This is a genomic window from Cupriavidus sp. D39 (assembly GCF_026627925.1).
GTDB classification, from domain to species: Bacteria; Pseudomonadota; Gammaproteobacteria; order Burkholderiales; family Burkholderiaceae; genus Cupriavidus; species Cupriavidus ulmosensis.
Map to the genome: position 1 here is coordinate 2,472,270 of NZ_JAPNLE010000009.1, position 17,310 is coordinate 2,489,579.

Below are 17,310 nucleotides of genomic sequence, written 5' to 3' on the forward strand. Positions count from 1 at the left end.
AGGTTTCTCCTGGAAAATGAGCCGGTTGGCTAGCTTCAATGAGACCATCGCGCGAGTGCGGCGCGGTAGACCGAAACTTGCAGGCTCTTGCACAATCCTGTCAGATTGGGTAGGTTCGGGCAGACCCGCTTGCCTTTCATGGGCGGCCAGGATACGTTTGAGCCATGGATTCGCTCGCTGAACTTCGCACCCTGATTGGCCGCTATGCCGTCGACGACCTGACGGCAACGGGCCTGCCCGGGGTCCTCCTGTCGGTGTCGAACACGCGGACGCAGTCGACGCATCGCGTCTACGAGCCGGTATTCGCCCTGGTCGTCCAGGGAGCAAAGCGCGCGTCCCTCGGCGACAGGCTCCTCGAATATCACGCCGGACAATGCCTGGTCGTGACCGTCGATCTCCCGATGTGCGGACACGTGATCAAAGCGAGCGCGAAAGAGCCGTTTCTGGCAGTGGGCCTGACGTTGAAGCCCGCGGCCATCGCTTCGTTGTTGCTGGACACCGCTTCGGAAGCGCCAGCCATGGCAAACCCGTTCGGCGCGGCTGTCAGCGATGCGACGCCCGAACTGCTTGACTCGTTTGCGCGACTGCTGCGGCTGTTGGAGCATCCGGAAGACGCGCCCGTCCTCGCGCCGATGATCGAGCGCGAGATCTTGTGGCGGATACTCACGGGAAGCCAGGGCGCGCTACTGCGCCAGATCGGTCTTGCCGACAGCCGTCTGTCGCACGTCGGACGCGCGATTCGCTGGATCCGTATGCATTATGCAGAGATGCTGCGCACGGAAGAGCTCGCGGAACTGGCTGCGATGAGCGTGTCCTCGTTCCATCGACACTTTCGCGCCGTCACCGCCATGAGCCCGCTGCAGTATCAGAAGCAGATCAGGCTCCAGGAAGCCCGCTCACAACTGCTGACCACGTCAAAGGACGTCGCCAGCGTGGGACTTAGCGTTGGCTATGACAGCGCCTCGCAATTCAGTCGTGAGTACAGCCGGCTATTTGGCAGGCCGCCGGGGCGGGATGCGCAGAGGCTGCGAGCATCGGCCATGCAGGAATGCGGCGCAACTGCGCGATCGTGAGCGACTTCAGCTTCACGATGCTGGTGTCCAGTACTCGCGCTTCAATTGGCGCAATATGGCACGCCCCCGCTTTCACGTTGTCATGCTTTCGCATCGCAGGAGAGGCCCGTCACTAGCGTCTTTACCATCGCGCTCAAGCGGACTCGGTACGGCTGCGCTGCAGTGTCGCCCGTGTGAAGCGTTCCGATTCCTGCTGCTACGAGCATATCAGCGGCCCCGTCCTGCCCAATCCCCGCCTCCTTGAGAAGCGTAGCGAGCACTGCTCGGATTTGCCGGTCAAGGGTCTCGAACGCTTGCGTCGCCAGCGCCTCCTTCGACGCGGTCAATTCGGCGATATGCGGCGACTGCGAGACAAGCCGATGCGTTTGGCCGATATAGCAGTCGAGCACCTCTACGATCCGCTCGGTTGGTGGCGTGACGTCGCTTGCGATTTGTTCGGCGTTTGAAAGCGTGCTCGCACAAAGCCGGTCAGCGATCGCAGCGAAAAGCGCGGCCTTTGAATCGAAAGAAAGATAAACCGTGCCTTTGGCGATACCGGCCTGCCGTGCGATATCGTCAATGGAGGTTCGCTTGACGCCATAGCGCAGGAACAGAATCAACGCCGAGTCGAGGATCCGGTCACGTTTGTCGCCGCCGGTAACGGTCGTGTCAGGCTGCATTTGGGAAGGACTTGCGCGGACCGACGAGGATTTCGGAGACACTGAGATCATGAGGCTGGGTGACGGCGTATAGCACAGCGCCGGCAATGTCATCGGGTGACGCGAAGATTGCCGAAGCATGGGATTGAAGTGCCTCCAGCATTGTGTCCGAGAGTACATCACCCTTCTTGAACTCGGTTGAGATGCCGACCGATTTGAACATGCCATTGACGAATTCAGGCGGAAAGTGCCGCCCGAAGTTGGTTGCCACCGCACCTGGCATGATGGTCACCGTGCGTATCGGTTCGTCCGCGAGTTCCTGGCGTAACGCCCGGCAGACGGAATTGGCCGCCGCCTTCGTCGCTCCATAGACGTGATAGGCGTTGCCTTCACCCGCGTACGAGGAAATGGTCACGATATGCCCCTTGCTTGCGGTCTCACGCATCGCGCGGATCGCGGCCTGGCTGCCGACGAGCATGGCGATCACGTTCGTCTCGAACATCGCCTGCCAGGCCGACGTCCTGCCGTCCGCAATGGTGCCGGGATGGTGGACGCCTGCCGCATTGACCATGATGTCGAGGCGCCCGGTCCGCCTGGCCGCCTCAGCGACGAAAGCTTGCAGCGCGCCGTGATCGTTCAGATCGAAGGCACCGATGCTTGCTTTGCCGCCGGCGTCCTCGATCGTCCGGGCGACCTCCTGCAGACGCTCTACACCGCGCCCGGCGATGAAGACGTGGCTACCCTCGCCTGCGAGGCGACGCGCGATCGCTTTACCAATGCCGGATGACGCACCTGTAATCACCGCGGTCTTGCCCAGAAGGGAGTTCATCGGATGCTCCACGTTGTCCGAAATGAACATTATTCCAATCTGGTCATTTGGTCAAACCGATTTCGCAGCACCCGTCGCGGAGCGGTTGGCGCGGATGCACGGAGCACCCGCGCCGACCAGCCGTCTGCCCTTTGGTCCGCTGCTAGCGCTCAGGCGGCGTACGACCCGAACTCGATATTGTGCAGGATGTCCTTGCGGGTTGGCGACCAGCCCAGCAGACGGCGTGTCTTATCTGATGACATGCGCTTGTTCAACGAGAGGCTCACGCCGACCGGGCCGCCGGCAGCGTACATCTCCTCGAACCGGAGACTCGCTGTGCGATCGCCGGCGCCGATCATGCGGCTGACGGCCGCGGCGAGCTCCCGCTGGCTGACTTCACCTGCTACGCCGTGCAGCACTGCGCCAGCGGGCGCGCCCTCGACCGCGAGACAATACAGTTCGGCTAGATCATCCACATGAACATATCCCTGCAGCGTGCCGCCTGCCCCGAGGTGGGGCGCGACGCCTTGAGCGCGTGCCATGCGGATGAGGGCGGGCAGGTCGTAGCTGCCGCCGTTTCCATAAACGAGGCCCGGACGCATCACGATGCCCCGGATCCCCGAGGCGTTTGCCACTTCCTTCTCCGTCTCGACGCGCGCGCCCATGGCTGCGCCGAGCATTTCGACCAGCAGTGGCGGCACATTTGCCGATGCAGGCGCGAAGACCGCGGGCGGCAACGGCAGGCGCACATCTTCATCGAATACGTCGCGCGTCGCCTCGCCGCCATTGACGATGCCAAGGACCGCCGAGCCGCTGGTGAAGATCAGGGTCTTGCCCGATCCCTCGACAACGCCAAGCATGGCGCGAATCGCGTCCCGATCCTGCGCGAACGTTTCGGCGCTGCCCGCCAGTGAGCCGATGCTTGCCGTACTGACGATGGTATCGACTCCGCTGGCCGCTCTGATCAGGCTCGCGTTGTCGGTGAAGTCGCCGGCAACAGGGGTGATTCCGGCGAGGCGAAGCCGCCCGGCGGATTCTTCCGATCGCGCGAGGCCGAAGACCTCGTGTCTACGTTTGACGAGCGCCTTGGCGGCGGCACCACCGATATAGCCGGTCGCTCCGGTCACGAGAATCTTCATTGCGTTTCTCCTTGACGAGTCGGCGTTCTTTCCTGATGTTTCATGTTCATATCCAATGAGTCTGAGCGTTAGAAGCCGCCGTCCGGATCCGGCGAATCGTTGAATTGAGCCCGCTTCGCGCGCAGCTCGAAGTCCCGGTGCCGACCCTATGCACGGCCGCGTCCGATTTTGCGGGTGCGGATGCCCTGGGTGACCCGTCTCGATGGCGAAGACGCGTGCGGGGACCGGCTGCACACGTCTGCGAGTGCTTTCAGCCTTGGAGCCCCATTTTTCCAGTGGCCATTGCCGCGAGGCGAACCACGAGCGTTCGGGGAACAAAGCGCGACATCCAGGTGGCCGCTCGCACGCTTGTCCGCCCTGGGTAGGCGACCGCTTTCCTTCGATCGAAGGCCTTGAGTGTTTTTTGGACAACCGATTCCGAGCTGTCCATGTCCTTGGGCGACACCTCGGTCGACACCCCATCAAAGAAGCTCGTTGCCGTGGGTCCTGGGCAAGCTGCCATCACATGAACGCCCGTGCCGGCAAGCTCATATTGCAGCGCTTCGCTGAAGAAAAGGACGAACGCCTTGGTAGCGGCGTAGGTGCCCATGTAAGGGAGCGGCTGAAAGCTTGCATTGGACGCAAGATTGATGATGCCGCCCTTGCCCCGCTTTGTCATTGCGCTGCCAAGCTGGTGGGTAAGCGCGACCAGCGCCTGGACGTTGACCTGGATCTCCGACTGTACCTTCTTGAAATCCTGCGAGAGGAAGCTGCCGGTCAGGCCAAGCCCCGCATTGTTGACCAGCAGGTCGACCTGAATGCCGCGGTGCTCAAGTTCCTCACCGATCTGAATGGCGGCGTAGGGATTGGCCAGGTCGGCGCTGAGCGGGACGCATTGGACGCTGTACCTGGCGGTAAGGTCTTGCGCCAGGGCGTGCAAAGCGTCACCAGAGCGCGCTACCAGCACCAGGTTCATGCCGCGTGCGGCAAGTGTCTCGGCGAAGACCTTCCCTAGCCCTTTCGATGCCCCTGTAATCAAAGCGGTCGAGCCACGATAAACAAACATTCTTTACCCCTTGTGTAAGGATGAACTTGCATTAGCCTCGCCGACGCGTTGATCCCGGCCTGGATTGCCGGTCACGTTGCCTGGCTGGCGACGGCGGTCGGCGGCGTTCATGCAAGGCTGACGGCGTCCCGTGCCCTGTCGGGAACGTTCGCACGCGCTTCATGGGGATTCGATCGCCGATTGCTGATGTGGCACATTGTGCAAGGTCCGGCGCGCTTTGATAATTGGCCCACCGGTTGAATCATCTTCAAAAAGAACGGAAATATCGTGGAGAAACTCGGTGACATCCGGCTTTTTGTTGAAACGGCAAACCCGGGCGGGCTGTCCGCTGCAGGACGCAAGCTGGGACACTCTCCTGCGGCGGCGAGCGCACGTATTCTCAACCCACATCCAACGATCAATCGACTTTGGGCTATGTTCCCAAAGCTCAGCCCGCAGCAGTCTCCAGCGCCGCTTCGTATTGCCCCAGGCAGGCCAGGCCATTCAGCCGTGCGCGCTGCAGCAGCGCCCGTTGCGCTTGCGCCGCGTTAGCGGCTTCGCCGTGCCAGGCCAGCAGAGGCGGCTCCTGCAAGGCGCGCCCGTAGGAGAAGGCCAGCCGCCAGGGCTGCGGGGCGAGACGGTTCATGGCATCGAGATTGGCGGTGGCCTCGGTGGGCGTTTGGCCGCCGGACAGGAAGAAGATGCCCGGCACCGCCGCCGGCACCGTGCGCTTGAGCACCTGGACGGTCTGCATGGCAACCTCGGCCGGCGCCGCGTGCCCGGCCTCCTTGCCGGGGAGCACCATGCTGGGTTTCAGCAGCATGTGTTCGAGCACCACCGCATGCCGGTGCAAGGCATGAAAGACTTCGTGCAGCACGGCCTCGGTGACCTCGGCGCAACGCGCCATGGAGTGCGCGCCATCCATAAGCACCTCGGGCTCGACGATGGGCACCACGCCCGTCTCCTGGCAGATCGCGGCATAGCGTGCCAGCGCCTGCGCATTGGCCTGGATGGCAAGCCGGCCAGGCAGTTGGTCGGACACGTTGTACACCGCGCGCCACTTGGCAAGCGCGCGCCCTGCTGGCGATAGCCGGCAAGCCGCTTGGCCAGCCCGTCGAGGCCTTCGGTGATCTCGTCGCCGGGAGCATGGGCGAGCGCGAGCTTGCCCTTGTCCACCTTGATGCCGGGCACGATGCCATGGCGCGCAGCCAGTTCTGGCAGCGGCGTGCCATCGTCGGCGCGCTGGCCCAGCGTTTCCTCGTACAGGATCACGCCGCTGATGAATTCACCAAGACCTGGTGTCGACAGGAGCAGGTTGCGCCACGCCCGGCGGCTCTCCTCGCTCGATTCCACCCCGATGCGCTCGAACCGTTTGGCGATCGTCGGGCCGCTCTCGTCGGCGGCCAGCAGACCTTTTCCCGCTTGAACCAGGGCGTCCACGGTGGCTTGCAGCTCACTTCGTGTGTCCATGATGTTGCTCCGCGAAGATGACATGGGAACAAGCATTAGCTCGCACACGCAATCGCGCAAGCGAGCCGGGGGCGCGTGGCCGGTGCTTATGGTGGCCGCCCGAACGCCTCGCGCAGCTTGCCCTTGGCCTGCTCGAGCGTGGCGCGGGGCTCCCTGGGCAGGTTACGGCCGGCGCGATTGATGTAGAAGTTGAGCATCGACATCGCCGACTGGAAAGCCGTGCCCTTGCGGCGCCGGCTGCTCAGGGCGGACCGCTTGAGCGAGGCGGCGATCTCCTCGGGGCTGTCCGAGGCGAAGAGATGCGGTTCGAGGTCCAGTGCATTGCTGCGCACGGTCACATCCTGCGACCAGCGCCGCACGGTCCCGGCGCTAGTACCGGCGCGGCCCTTTGCCGGCCGGCGAGTGGATTTCGTGGCGGCCATCTCTGGTCCTCCCACAGTTTCATCGGCATGCATCAAGCCTGGGCAACTTTTCGCCGTCTTGGCCGCTCCGGGGGCTGCAAGACGCGGTACCGCCAGCGGCATGCCCTATCGGCGAGGCCGCCACGACAAGAGCCGAACCGTGCCGAATGGCGTCGATGTGCGTATAAGCTGGCATGAGGGCATAAGGGCACTAGTGCACTGTCGATAACAGCACCACATCGACGTGGCAGTGACCGTGCTGGCGGGTCACCCCGTGCTAGGATAAAAGCCTTCCAGCAGCCACCCCAGGCCCATGACCACCCTCTACGCGACCCTCGGCGTGCAATCGGATGCCACCCTGGACGAGATCAAGCGCGCCTACCGCCGCGCCGCGATGAAGTGGCACCCCGACCGCAACCTTGGCCGCGAGGCGGAGGCGCACGGGGCATTCCAGGAAATCCGCGATGCCTACGCCATTCTTTCCGATGCCGTGCAGCGCCAGATCTACGACGAAGTATTCGAGCGGGAGATGCGGCGCTGCCAGGCCGAGCGCGAGGCGCAGGAAGAACAGGAGCGCGAGGCCCAGCGCGTCGCGCAGGAACACTACGAGAAGATGGTCGCCATCGCGATGCGCTTTGCCGACGACGGCCACAACCGCGACGTCATCTTCGGCGTGCTGCTCGGCCGGGACTGCGACGTGGAACTGGCGGCACGCATCGCGGACAGCGCATGGGCCTTTGAGGCGTCGCGGCGGGCAAGCGCGCCGGCCGCAGACGGGCCTGACACCGAGGCTGCCCCGACGCCCGGCGGGGCTGCGGCGTCAAACCCCGACGAGGCGACGCGGCCCAGGCGTCACCCCGGCGCCTTCGATTCGTTCTGGCACGGCTTGTTCGGCATCCGCTCGTAGCGGAGGGAGGGGGACATGCCGAGGCCGAAGAATCCGAGCCTGTGCCCGGCTGGCGAACGCCAAGGCCAAGACCAAGACATTGGCTATGGCACTCGGCGCTATGGGCATCCAAGTCAATCCCCTCTCACTCGGCGGCACTCTGTATCCGGCAGGCAGCGAATCACCCAGCCATCATCGCCATCATCTGTGCATTGAAGCCATTGACCATGTCGTGTTCACCGGGACCGGGGTTGCCGCGGAACAGCTTGGCGCCTTCAACCAGAATCTCATCTGCATCGGTTCCGAGGACAGCGATCGTTTCGTCGATGAACGCTTCAAGCGGCATCGCTTGTTCGGCTTCGCGGCTGTTCATGAGGTCCGTGCGCACCCAAGGCGGTGCGATCTCGAGTACGCGAACCGTCGTGTCCCGTAGCATGAAGCGCTGCGAGAGGATGTATGAATGAAGCGCCGCCTTGGTCGACGAGTACACGGCAGTCACAGCCAACGGCACGAAAGCCAGCACCGAGCTGGTATAGGCGACGACAGCATCATTCCGGGTCTTGAGGTGATCGATCAACGCGGACGTCATGCGGATCGGCCCCATGAGGTTGGTCGTGATGGTGGACACCATCAGCGCGTCATCGATCTGGCCACCCGCCTGGTCCGGCTGCATGACACCGGCGTTATTGATCAGCACGTTGAGATCGGGATAGTCCGCGATCAACTGCGCCGCTACCCACTCGATGCTGGCGGGATCGGTGATGTCGAGCTCGACCGCGGCGATGCCAGGGTTCACAGCCACCACCTCGTCCAGGTGGCTACGCCGGCGGCCGCCGACGATGACCTTGTTGCCCCGTTTGTGGAGCGCCTCGGCTAGCCCGCGGCCAATGCCCGAACCGCCGCCCGTGATGAAGATCGTGTTTCCGGTGAGTTTCATGATCGTTTCCTTGCTGATGCTTCAGTGATTGACGCTTGCGTGCTCAGGCCGGGAACCGGTCGCCGAACATCGGCAGGCCGCTCACGGATTGCGCCTGGGTCGCTTCGTCCTGAAGGACGTCCCAGTGCTCGGCGAGTTTGCCGTCTTCAAAACGGATGACGTCGACTGCAATCCACGCGGCGGGTCTGCCCATTCCCGAAAAGCGGCCATGCGCGATGACATAGTCACCCTCGGCCAGGATCAGCTGGTTCTCATAGCGCAAGGTATCGGGCAGCGTGCGGATCAGATCGAACAGGCCTGCGCGTCCCGGCGCGATATGTGCGCTGTGCTGAATGTAGCGATCGGACCAGAAGTGCTCTGCTGCAACGTAGTCGCGCTTGTTGAACAGGGTGTCGAATGCTTCCAGCACAAGCGCCTTGTTCTGTTCAGGGGTTGTCTTCGTCATGTTGCGTTCCTCTTTGAAGAGCCGAGCGGCGACGCGGTCAGGCGTCGGGTAGACGTTGTGTCCGTGCTGCGTGGACGTTTGAGTCAAGTGGGTTATACTTAACACAATGGTGACTGACATTGTCATGTGATGGATTGTGGTGACTCCCCCGGCAATGTCAATGGTGATCGACATTGTATTTTCGATGGGGCTTATTGGGCCGTTGGCGGCCGAAGAGAGGGGAATGGGTGTTTCCAAGCAGCAGGCGATTGAAAACCGGCACGCGATCGTGGCAGCCGCCGAGAAGCTGTTTCGCGAGCGCGGCGTCGATGCGGTCGGGCTCGCCGAGCTGATGAAGGCGGCGGGCTTCACGCAGGGCGGTTTCTACAACCACTTCAAATCAAAGGACGCGCTGGTCGCCGCGGTGATGGACAAGGCCATGGAGGACGGTGGAGACGCGTTTGCCTCGATAATCGAAGCCGCCAGATCAGCTGACGCCGACCCGATCAAGCAACAGATTCAGTGGTATCTATCCCCCGAGCATCGCGCGAGTATCGATGCGGGTTGTCCCTTGTCGGGTTTTGTAGGCGACGCCCGCCGGCTGGGCGAAGCGGCGCGCGACGCTTACGCAGAAGGTCTCGCGGGGAATCTCGAACGATTCACCAGAGTCATCGAAGAGACGGATGGGATCAAAGAAGGTAGCCGCAGGAAGGCGATCACGCTGTTCAGCCAAATGGTTGGCACGTTGCTGCTTTCGCGTGCGGTTGCCGACATTGACCCGGCGCTCGCGGATGAAATTCTTGATGAGGGCCGCCAGCATCTCCTCACTACCGTGGATGCGCAACCCGCAATCCGATCACGTGGCCACTCGCGCCGAGGGTAGCGCAATGTCCGTTCGGGCTTGGAGAGCGGCCATTGGGTCGCTGCCCAAAGCCGGCGCCTATTGGCCAGGAAGGGACCTCGGCCAAGCCCACCAGGACAAACATGCTATCTCGCAAGCGCATCTTGCACTCCAATTCAGCATTTTCGGGCGAACGTGAGAGTCACGGATTTCCTCTCACCTCGTTCCTGTCCAAAAATCGTCAGGCGTTCTCGCTCTCGCTGGAGACATCGAACTTTCCGCTACGCCTCCCATCGCCGGACATCGCTACGCGATCGATTTCTCGCTGCTCAATGCTGCGTTCCGGCGGCGCCGACGGACCGGTTCGATCCCAGCCAGCGAGAGTACGGACTGATTCTGCGGATGGGCCAGGCTGCTTGCCGGGAGCAGCCTCAACGCCAGAGTTCAGCTCGCGACCAGGAGACGCCGATACTCCGGTAAGGTCGCGTCCCGCGACGATCCGTGCGCCGTCCACAAAGGCACTCGGCACGGGTACGTAGAAGTCGTAGCCATATTTGTCGCCTGGATGCGCGCTGTTTTTGGGCTCCGCCGTCTGGGCGAAGCCAGCCGCCAAGGCAGCGGAAAAAGTACCTGCGACTAGCACAGTCCTCAAAAAGTATTGCTTGTTCATGATGCTCTCCATTCAGCTTTGAATCCGCCTTTGGGGGCGGCAATAAGTCCGTTCAATGCCATCCGCCGCTCGATCGACAGCACGTCGACGTCGCCCGGGCACCATCTGCCGAAAAGAAACATCTCCCGCGGCGAGACTTGTCGTCTCCGATCATCGTGTCCTCCTGCCTGTCATGTGCAGTACCGGCGGACCACCAGGAATATTCCCTCTCCCACATTGGGTCAGAGCGCCGGCGTAACGAGGGAGAGCCGCAGAGGATTTGGAGCAACCGGATCAGGTATCTATCTTCGACCGTGTCCACGATCGCCGGAAAGCGCGATCGTGTGTCCTCCCCACGCGCGTGCCGCTCATGTCGAGTACCCGTTCAGCCTCCGCCATACAGCGCGTTCAAGCGCTCCATCGTGCCATCCTTCTTCGCGCGGATCAGCGCTTGACGAACCTCTTCGCCGGTCTTGCCCATCGGAACCGGGCTGCTCGTCATCGGCATCGTGGCCTGCCCTGCGGCCGGGGCCACCTGCGACCCCGTGGTGCCGCTTTCGTCGGGTCCGGCAGCGACGTCCATGTCGCAGGCATACGCGTGCGCAGCCCCCAGTGTGAGGGTGATGGCAGCAATCAGACTGAGATGTTTCATGACAATCTCCAATGCGGTTCAATCAGCAAACCAAAGTGCTACTTCGTAAGTGTGGCGCCTTGGTACGTCGCGTCGCACGAGTTGCAGGGATCTCCTGGATCCTTGTCAACCGTCCGGCGTGCACTGGTTAAACCACAGCAACGTCCGTCTTATTCCCGAAAGAAATTGGGGAATAAGGAGGCCGGTTCCGCGGTTTACCCATGCAGAGCGTCATGCTGCGCAGTCAAGTCGACCGCGGGCATCACTCGCTCGAACATCCAAGGAGTACTGCCATGAAATCGAATTCGCTGATTCGCCTTTTCGTCCTGCGCATGCGCGGTTCGCTCATCGTGAGCGCCGCGTTGATGGCAACTTCGCTTTGTGTACACGCGCAAACGTCGCCGGCACCCGCCACGCATCAAGTCACTCGCGCAGAGGTGCTGCACGAACTCGAAGAATTGGAGTCGGTCGGTTACAACCCTTCCCAAGGCGACAATGGTGACTACCCCGCCGATCTTCAAGCGGCGGAACGAAAGCTGGAAGCCAAGCATCAAGCGGAAAAGGACGCGCTAATGGGTGGAAACCAGGCAGCAAAAACCGCTGAAAGCCAGCCCGCGCAAACGAAGCAGGTGCCTTGATTACGCGCACAGGTCCCACACGGCCTCTCGAAAGAAGATACGGCTGGCGGGGCAGTTGAACGGTTTCTTGTGGCGTACCAATCCAGATCGGATGGAATCATGAAGCGCGACCAGTTCAGGTTCTGGAACGCCGTTGGAATCATTACCATCGGCATTCTCTTTTACTACCTATTGGTGAACTAATGTCCATGGAAGCAAATTTGAGGGTGGGCATAGTGCCGATCATTCGACTATATGTACGTTTCTTCCTTCCGGGAATCCGTTTCACGTCCACCACGCGTGCGTTGCCGCGAAAACGCCGTCGATCCCGCATACGTGGCCCGCTCGCCCAACTCGGTTTCGATCAGCAGTATCCGATTGTACTTCGCCACACGATCCGAGCGGCAGAGTGAGCCAGTCTTGATTTGGGTGGCCGAAGTCCCTACCGCGATATCGGCAATCGTTGTGTCTTCCGTCTCGCCGGAGCGATGGGATACGACCGCCGTGTATCCTGCCGCAGCAGCCATCGAGATAGCTGCCAAGGTCTCGGTGAGGGTTCCGATCTGATTCGGCTTGATCAGGATGGAGTTGGCGATCCCTTCCTTGATGCCTCTCTCCAGGATGGCGGTATTGGTGACGAACAGGTCGTCGCCCACTAGCTGAATGCGTTCTCCAAGCGTCTGCGTCAGCAGCTTCCATCCTGCCCAGTCGTCTTCTGCCATGCCATCCTCGATCGTGACGATGGGGTAGCTTTTCGCCAGTGTGGCGAGATAGTCGCAGAAGCCGTTGGCGTCGAAGCGCTTGCCTTCGGAGGCCAGGCTATATACCCCGTTTTCGTAGAGTTCCGAACTGGCGACGTCCAGCCCAAGTGCGATATCGGGGCCAACCCGATAGCCGGCGAGCTCGATTGCGCTGATGATCGCTTCTAGCGCAGCCTCATTGGAGGGGAGATCAGGAGCGAACCCGCCCTCGTCACCCACGGCGGTAGAGAGGCCGCGTTTTCGCAGTACGCTCTTGAGCGAGTGAAATACCTCTGCGCCCCATCGGATCGCCTCGGCAAATGACGTGGCGCCTACCGGCAAGATCATGAACTCTTGTATGTCGACGTTGTTGTCCGCGTGGGCGCCTCCGTTGATCACATTCATTATCGGTACTGGCAGCATGAAGCGGTCGGCCGTCGAGATGCGTCTGTACAAGGGCACCCGCTGGGATGCAGCCGCTGCCCTGGCGGTGGCGAGCGACACCGCTAAGAGCGCATTCGCGCCCATGCGGGATTTCGTCTCCGTACCGTCCGCTTGCAGGAGCAAACCATCCACGGCCGCCTGGTCCGCCGCGTCGCAACCGACCAGCGTTGCGCTCAGGTCTTCGCTGACGTGTTTGACGGCCTGCCGCACGCCCTTGCCGCCGTAGCGAGCTGGGTCATTGTCCCGGAGTTCCAGCGCTTCCCGGCTGCCGGTGGAGGCGCCCGAGGGTGCGGCCGCATATCCGCAGGCGCCATCGGCCAGTGTCACCTCTGCGGCCACCGTGGGATTGCCACGGGAGTCCAATACCTCGAAGCCTCGAATGGATCGGATGACGGTCATGATGCATGCCTCAAATAGTGATGTCGTGGGTGCCGAGGGTTGTCAGGCGGCTGGCTGGCCGAGCGTTGCGATGCGAAGCAGGTTAGTCGTGCCAGGCGTGCCGAAGGGCATGCCCGCAGAGATCACGATGACCTGCCCCGAAGTGGCAAAGCCCTCGCTCTCGGCTGTGTCGCAAGCGTAGGTCGTCATTTCGGTCACGCTTTCCACCTCATGGATGACGACCGCATGCACGCCCCAGACGAGAGCCATGGCGCGCGCAGCATGTAGATTGGGGGTCATGCCGATGATGGGAGCCTCGGGACGCTCGCGAGACATGCGCATGGCGGAATAGCCTGAGCTTGTGTAAGCCACGGTGGTGGCTACGTGGAGAAGCCCGGCAACGCGGCGCATTGCGCTGCCGATGGCGTTGGCGATGTCCGGCTCCGGCGGGGTCTGCGATGCCTCCATGACCTCCCTGTAGTACGGGTCCGCCTCCGTCTGCACAATGATGCTGTTCATCATCTGCACGGCTTCGACGGGGTATTTGCCGGAAGCGGATTCCGCGGAGAGCATGACGGCGTCGGCGCCATCGTAGATGGCCGTGGCCACGTCGGAAGCTTCGGCGCGCGTCGGTACGGGCGAGCTCACCATGGATTCCAGCATCTGCGTGGCGACAATGACGGGCTTGCCCGCCTTGCGGCAAGCCTGCACGATGCGCTTCTGAATGGATGGCACCTGCTCGGCGGGCATTTCGACCCCAAGATCGCCGCGGGCGACCATCACCGCGTCGGTTTCGGCGACGATGGCATGCAACTCCGCGATGGCCGCCGGCTTCTCCAGCTTGGCGACGATGCTGGCCCGGTTTCCGACAATCTGCTTGATCTCGCGAATATCCTCCGCGCGCTGGACAAAGGACAAGGCGATCCAGTCGACTCCGAGCGACAAGCCATAGTCCAGGTCTTCGCGGTCCTTCGCGGTCAAGGCCGACAGCGGCAGCACGACGCCTGGCACGTTGACGCCCTTGCGGTCGGACAGCACCCCACCGTCGATCACTTCGGTCTCGGCATGGTCCGGCCCGAATGCCTTTACCCGGAGGCGAAGCTTCCCATCATCGAGCAACAGGTCGGTCTCCGCTTTCAGCGCCGCAAAGATCTCGGGATGGGGCAGCGCAACCCGGCTCGCGTCGCCCGGACGGTCCTTGCCCATATCAAGCCGGAACGTCTGGCCTTGCACGAGCGTAACGGGACCGTTCCCAAACTGGCCCACGCGCAACTTTGGCCCTTGCAGGTCCAGCAAGATGCCGATTGGCCGTCCCAGCTCCGTCTCCAGATCCCTGATGAGGTTGAGGCGTGCCTTGTGGTCGGCATGCGTGCCATGGCTGAAGTTCAGCCGGAAAACGTCGGCGCCGGCCATGAACAGGCGGCGAAGGCTTGCCGCATCGCTGCTGGCCGGTCCGACGGTGGCGACAATCTTGGCATTTCGAGTGCGGCGCATGATCTAGCATCCTTTTCCGGCCGGGCTGGTAATCAGCATGGCGCGAAAATCGTTGACGTTGGTAAGAGTGGGGCCCGTGACGATGGCGTCGCCAAGCGCCTCGAAGAAAGTGTGGCCGTCGTTGTTGGAGAGGAAGGCGTGCGGCGCCATCTCTGCCTGCCAGGCTCGCGAAAGCGTCGTGGGGTCGGCATATGCCCCTGCGATCTCTTCTATGCCATCCACGCCATCCGTATCGGCTGCCAGTGCGAAGACACCGGGGTGGCCGTCCAGCGCAATGGCCAGAGAAAGCAGGAATTCCACATTGCGCCCGCCGCGGCCATTGCCCTTCACCGTGACGGTGGTCTCGCCCCCTGACAGGAGCACGCACGGCAGTTGGAATGGCGCGGTCCCCTGCGCGGCCTGAAAGGCGATGCCGGCCATCACCTTGCCCACGTCGGCAGCCTCGCCTTCGATGCGGTCCCCCAGTACATAGGGCCGGATGCCCGCGGCCGCCGCTGCCTGCGCCGCGGCGGCAAGGGAGATTGCTGGCGTCGCGATCATGTGCACCTCGCTGTGCGCGAGGCGTTCATCGCCAGGCTTGATGGACTCCCCGCCGCCGGACACCAGGAGACGCTCTGCGCTGGCCGGGAGCAGGATCCCGTAGCGCCGGACGATATCCAGCGCGTCCTGGCACGTCGTCGCGTCGCATACCGTTGGCCCGGAAGCGATATTGGCCGGATCGTCGCCGGGTACGTCTGAAATCAACAGCGTCACCACGCGAGCCGGATGGCACGCCGCGGCAAGCCTTCCACCTTTAATGCTGGATAGATGCCGCCGCACGCAGTTCATCTCCGAGATGGTCGCGCCGCTGGCCAGGAGCGCCTGGTTGACGGCGCGCTTCTCGTCCAGGCTGATGCCGGCAAGCGGAAGGCTAAGCAGTGAGGAGCCCCCGCCGGAAATCAGGCAGATGACCAGATCGTCTTCGGACAGTCCCGAGATCATGTCCAGCATGCGAACCGCGGCGCGCTGGCCAGCCGCGTCGGGCACCGGATGCGCGGCTTCGACCACTTCGATGCGCGAGGTCGGCGCGGCGTGGCCGTACCGCGTCACGACCAGGCCGGCCAATGGGCCTGGCCAAGCGCGTTCCAGCGCCCGCGCCATGCTGGCGGCTGCCTTGCCGGCCCCGACGACGATGGTGCGACCGACCGGCGGCTCGGGTAATGCGCACGCTAGGCAGTCCTGCGGGTCCGCTGCGGATACGGCAGTCCGGAAGAGCGACTCCAGGAATGCCTTGGGGTTTTCAATGATGGCGTGTTTCACGATGCGTTACCTGTTTCCGTTCCGGCTTCAAGCGCTCTTGCGGGCGTCGGCTGCATAGTTGGGCTGCAACGGCACCAGCGGGATCGATTCCTGGGCGACACCCTCATAGAGTTCCTCCAGGTCTTCGGGGTCGACTTCGCCATTGAGCACGCGCTGGACACGGTCCTCATCGAGTGCGCCGACCCACTTGGCAATCGCCATGGTCGCAACCGCGTTGCCGATGGTGTTGGTAATGGCGCGCGCCTCCGACATGAAACGGTCCACGCCAAGCAAGAGCACCATGCCGGCCACCGGAATCTTCCCCAGCGACGCGAGCGTTGCGGCCAGGGTGATGAAGCCCGAGCCGGTGATGCCCGCGGAGCCCTTCGACGTCAGCAGCAGCACGCCGAGCACGACGAACTGGTCGGTGAGGGTCAAGGGCGTGTTGGTGGCTTGTGCGATAAAGATTGCGGCCATGGTGTAGTAGATGCACTGGCCATCGGGGTTGAAGGTAAGCCCCGCCGGCACCACCAGCCCAACGACGGGCTTCGACACGCCAACGTTTTCCAGCTTGCGCATCAACTGCGGGATGACGGATTCCGACGAGCTCGTACCCAGCACGGTCAGGATTTCGTCCTTGATGTACTTCAGGAACTTCAGCAAGCTGAACCCGCAGGCGCGGCAGATTGCACCCAGGACGATCAGCACGAACAGCGCGCAGGTCCCATACATGGTGGCAACCAGCTTGCCCAGCGACGCGATGGAGCCAAATCCGTATTTGCCTACCGTGAAGGACATCGCACCGAACGCGGCGATCGGCGCGAAGCGCATGATCATGCCGACGACCGCGAACATGGCGTTGGCGAACGAGTCCAGCGCGGCGACGAAGGGCTTGCCGCGTTCGCCCAGGTGTGCCAGCGCCACGCCCATGAATACCGAGAACACGAGGATCTGCAGGATGTGTTCTTGGCGAGCGCATCGACGATGCTCATCGGCACGAGGCTGAGCAGGAAGTCCATGATGCCTTCGTGCTTCACCTGTGCCGTATAGGCGGCAATGCTCTTCGTGTCGAGCGTCGCCGGGTCGACGTTCATGCCATGCCCAGGCTGAACCACATTGACGACGATCACGCCGAGCAGCAGCGCGAACGTCGACAGCACTTCGAAGTACAGCAGCGCACGCCAGCCCACCCTGCCGAGATCCTTGATGCTTTCCATCTTGGCGATGCCGAGCACAACGGTCGCAAAGATGATGGGTGCAAACACCATCTTGATGAGGCGAATGAAGATATCGCCAAGTGGTTTGAGCTCGCTGCCGATATGGGGCATGAAGATACCCAGCAGGATGCCCGCCGCCACGGCAATGGGCACCTGAACATACAGTGAGCCTATGAGTCGCCTTTTCATGATGTCTCCTGTGGCGACGCACTTGCAGCGCA

The 17,310-nt window shown here is 62.6% G+C and carries 16 protein-coding genes and 3 pseudogenes; 5 read left to right on the plus strand and 14 right to left on the minus strand.

Annotated elements, in window-relative coordinates; translation table 11 throughout:
- Positions 1 to 164: 164 nt before the first annotated feature.
- On the plus strand, positions 165 to 1,073 hold the full coding sequence (locus OMK73_RS23510) for an AraC family transcriptional regulator (protein ID WP_267604146.1): 909 nt from the start codon (positions 165 to 167) through the stop codon (positions 1,071 to 1,073).
- A gap of 80 nt (positions 1,074 to 1,153) precedes the next feature.
- On the opposite strand, the gene OMK73_RS23515 is transcribed toward OMK73_RS23510, so the two are convergent.
- The 4 genes from OMK73_RS23515 to OMK73_RS23530 all read right to left on the minus strand — a co-directional run bounded on the left by OMK73_RS23515 (position 1,154) and on the right by OMK73_RS23530 (position 4,703).
- Positions 1,154 to 1,732 carry a TetR/AcrR family transcriptional regulator gene (locus OMK73_RS23515; protein WP_267604147.1) on the minus strand — a complete coding sequence of 193 codons (579 nt, stop codon included), beginning with the start codon at positions 1,730 to 1,732 and terminating at the stop codon, positions 1,154 to 1,156.
- Positions 1,722 to 2,540 carry an SDR family oxidoreductase gene (locus OMK73_RS23520; protein WP_267604148.1) on the minus strand — a complete coding sequence of 273 codons (819 nt, stop codon included), beginning with the start codon at positions 2,538 to 2,540 and terminating at the stop codon, positions 1,722 to 1,724. Before OMK73_RS23520 ends, OMK73_RS23515 begins: the two co-directional genes overlap by 11 nt.
- Before the next feature lie 149 nt (positions 2,541 to 2,689).
- Positions 2,690 to 3,658, minus strand: coding sequence for an NAD-dependent epimerase/dehydratase family protein (locus OMK73_RS23525; RefSeq protein WP_267604149.1), 969 nt, complete (start codon positions 3,656 to 3,658; stop codon positions 2,690 to 2,692).
- 250 nt (positions 3,659 to 3,908) lie between these two features.
- On the minus strand, positions 3,909 to 4,703 hold the full coding sequence (locus OMK73_RS23530; RefSeq protein ID WP_267604150.1) for an SDR family NAD(P)-dependent oxidoreductase: 795 nt from the start codon (positions 4,701 to 4,703) through the stop codon (positions 3,909 to 3,911).
- Positions 4,704 to 4,970: 267 nt separating this feature from the next.
- Between OMK73_RS23530 and OMK73_RS23535 the strand changes: the two are divergent.
- Positions 4,971 to 5,081, plus strand: a pseudogene (locus OMK73_RS23535) (helix-turn-helix domain-containing protein); the annotation flags it as partial.
- Between the two features lie 49 nt (positions 5,082 to 5,130).
- Here the strand turns inward: OMK73_RS23535 and OMK73_RS23540 are convergent.
- Together OMK73_RS23540 and OMK73_RS23545 are read right to left on the minus strand one after the other, a co-directional pair.
- A pseudogene (locus OMK73_RS23540) lies at positions 5,131 to 6,152 on the minus strand (class I fructose-bisphosphate aldolase).
- Between the two features lie 86 nt (positions 6,153 to 6,238).
- Entirely contained in the window at positions 6,239 to 6,574 is a 336-nt protein-coding gene (locus OMK73_RS23545) for a DUF3175 domain-containing protein (RefSeq protein ID WP_267604151.1), read from the minus strand.
- 292 nt (positions 6,575 to 6,866) lie between these two features.
- Here OMK73_RS23545 and OMK73_RS23550 point away from each other — a divergent pair, with 292 nt between their 5' ends.
- The gene (locus tag OMK73_RS23550) at positions 6,867 to 7,460 is read left to right on the plus strand and encodes a J domain-containing protein (protein WP_267604152.1); all 594 of its coding nucleotides are present in this window, start codon (positions 6,867 to 6,869) and stop codon (positions 7,458 to 7,460) included.
- A 160-nt stretch (positions 7,461 to 7,620) separates the two neighbouring features.
- Here OMK73_RS23550 and OMK73_RS23555 read toward each other — a convergent pair whose 3' ends face one another.
- Both OMK73_RS23555 and OMK73_RS23560 read right to left on the minus strand, forming a co-directional pair.
- Positions 7,621 to 8,376: an SDR family oxidoreductase gene (locus OMK73_RS23555; protein ID WP_267604153.1), complete on the minus strand. Its 756-nt coding sequence runs from the start codon at positions 8,374 to 8,376 to the stop codon at positions 7,621 to 7,623.
- 43 nt (positions 8,377 to 8,419) lie between these two features.
- Entirely contained in the window at positions 8,420 to 8,821 is a 402-nt protein-coding gene (locus tag OMK73_RS23560; RefSeq protein WP_267604154.1) for an ester cyclase, read from the minus strand.
- A gap of 223 nt (positions 8,822 to 9,044) precedes the next feature.
- Here OMK73_RS23560 and OMK73_RS23565 point away from each other — a divergent pair, with 223 nt between their 5' ends.
- Positions 9,045 to 9,683 carry a TetR/AcrR family transcriptional regulator gene (locus OMK73_RS23565; protein WP_267606488.1) on the plus strand — a complete coding sequence of 213 codons (639 nt, stop codon included), beginning with the start codon at positions 9,045 to 9,047 and terminating at the stop codon, positions 9,681 to 9,683.
- Between the two features lie 199 nt (positions 9,684 to 9,882).
- Here OMK73_RS23565 and OMK73_RS23570 read toward each other — a convergent pair whose 3' ends face one another.
- Together OMK73_RS23570 and OMK73_RS23575 are read right to left on the minus strand one after the other, a co-directional pair.
- Positions 9,883 to 10,311: a hypothetical protein gene (locus OMK73_RS23570; protein WP_267604155.1), complete on the minus strand. Its 429-nt coding sequence runs from the start codon at positions 10,309 to 10,311 to the stop codon at positions 9,883 to 9,885.
- A gap of 364 nt (positions 10,312 to 10,675) precedes the next feature.
- Positions 10,676 to 10,942, minus strand: a complete 267-nt coding sequence (locus OMK73_RS23575; RefSeq protein ID WP_267604156.1) for a hypothetical protein — start codon at positions 10,940 to 10,942, stop codon at positions 10,676 to 10,678.
- A gap of 272 nt (positions 10,943 to 11,214) precedes the next feature.
- On the opposite strand from OMK73_RS23575, the gene OMK73_RS23580 reads away from it, so the two are divergent.
- A complete protein-coding gene (locus tag OMK73_RS23580) occupies positions 11,215 to 11,559 on the plus strand; it encodes a DUF4148 domain-containing protein (RefSeq protein ID WP_267604157.1) in 345 nt (114 codons plus the stop codon).
- Between the two features lie 230 nt (positions 11,560 to 11,789).
- Here OMK73_RS23580 and eno read toward each other — a convergent pair whose 3' ends face one another.
- From eno to OMK73_RS23600, 4 genes and pseudogenes are all read right to left on the minus strand, one after another.
- Positions 11,790 to 13,121 carry a phosphopyruvate hydratase gene (gene eno, locus OMK73_RS23585; protein WP_267604158.1) on the minus strand — a complete coding sequence of 444 codons (1,332 nt, stop codon included), beginning with the start codon at positions 13,119 to 13,121 and terminating at the stop codon, positions 11,790 to 11,792.
- Positions 13,122 to 13,163: 42 nt separating this feature from the next.
- Positions 13,164 to 14,594: a pyruvate kinase gene (pyk, locus tag OMK73_RS23590; protein ID WP_267604159.1), complete on the minus strand. Its 1,431-nt coding sequence runs from the start codon at positions 14,592 to 14,594 to the stop codon at positions 13,164 to 13,166.
- 3 nt (positions 14,595 to 14,597) lie between these two features.
- Positions 14,598 to 15,893: a glycerate kinase type-2 family protein gene (locus tag OMK73_RS23595; protein ID WP_267604160.1), complete on the minus strand. Its 1,296-nt coding sequence runs from the start codon at positions 15,891 to 15,893 to the stop codon at positions 14,598 to 14,600.
- A gap of 27 nt (positions 15,894 to 15,920) precedes the next feature.
- A pseudogene (locus OMK73_RS23600) lies at positions 15,921 to 17,278 on the minus strand (dicarboxylate/amino acid:cation symporter).
- Positions 17,279 to 17,310: the final 32 nt, after the last annotated feature.

Coding starts and splice junctions, on each gene's coding strand:
- OMK73_RS23510 (WP_267604146.1), top strand. CDS start 165: ATGGATTCGCTCGCTGAACTTCGCACCCTGATTGGCCGCTATGCCGTC.
- OMK73_RS23515 (WP_267604147.1), bottom strand. CDS start 1,732: ATGCAGCCTGACACGACCGTTACCGGCGGCGACAAACGTGACCGGATC.
- OMK73_RS23520 (WP_267604148.1), bottom strand. CDS start 2,540: ATGAACTCCCTTCTGGGCAAGACCGCGGTGATTACAGGTGCGTCATCC.
- OMK73_RS23525 (WP_267604149.1), bottom strand. CDS start 3,658: ATGAAGATTCTCGTGACCGGAGCGACCGGCTATATCGGTGGTGCCGCC.
- OMK73_RS23530 (WP_267604150.1), bottom strand. CDS start 4,703: ATGTTTGTTTATCGTGGCTCGACCGCTTTGATTACAGGGGCATCGAAA.
- OMK73_RS23545 (WP_267604151.1), bottom strand. CDS start 6,574: ATGGCCGCCACGAAATCCACTCGCCGGCCGGCAAAGGGCCGCGCCGGT.
- OMK73_RS23550 (WP_267604152.1), top strand. CDS start 6,867: ATGACCACCCTCTACGCGACCCTCGGCGTGCAATCGGATGCCACCCTG.
- OMK73_RS23555 (WP_267604153.1), bottom strand. CDS start 8,376: ATGAAACTCACCGGAAACACGATCTTCATCACGGGCGGCGGTTCGGGC.
- OMK73_RS23560 (WP_267604154.1), bottom strand. CDS start 8,821: ATGACGAAGACAACCCCTGAACAGAACAAGGCGCTTGTGCTGGAAGCA.
- OMK73_RS23565 (WP_267606488.1), top strand. CDS start 9,045: ATGGGTGTTTCCAAGCAGCAGGCGATTGAAAACCGGCACGCGATCGTG.
- OMK73_RS23570 (WP_267604155.1), bottom strand. CDS start 10,311: ATGAACAAGCAATACTTTTTGAGGACTGTGCTAGTCGCAGGTACTTTT.
- OMK73_RS23575 (WP_267604156.1), bottom strand. CDS start 10,942: ATGAAACATCTCAGTCTGATTGCTGCCATCACCCTCACACTGGGGGCT.
- OMK73_RS23580 (WP_267604157.1), top strand. CDS start 11,215: ATGAAATCGAATTCGCTGATTCGCCTTTTCGTCCTGCGCATGCGCGGT.
- eno (WP_267604158.1), bottom strand. CDS start 13,121: ATGACCGTCATCCGATCCATTCGAGGCTTCGAGGTATTGGACTCCCGT.
- pyk (WP_267604159.1), bottom strand. CDS start 14,594: ATGCGCCGCACTCGAAATGCCAAGATTGTCGCCACCGTCGGACCGGCC.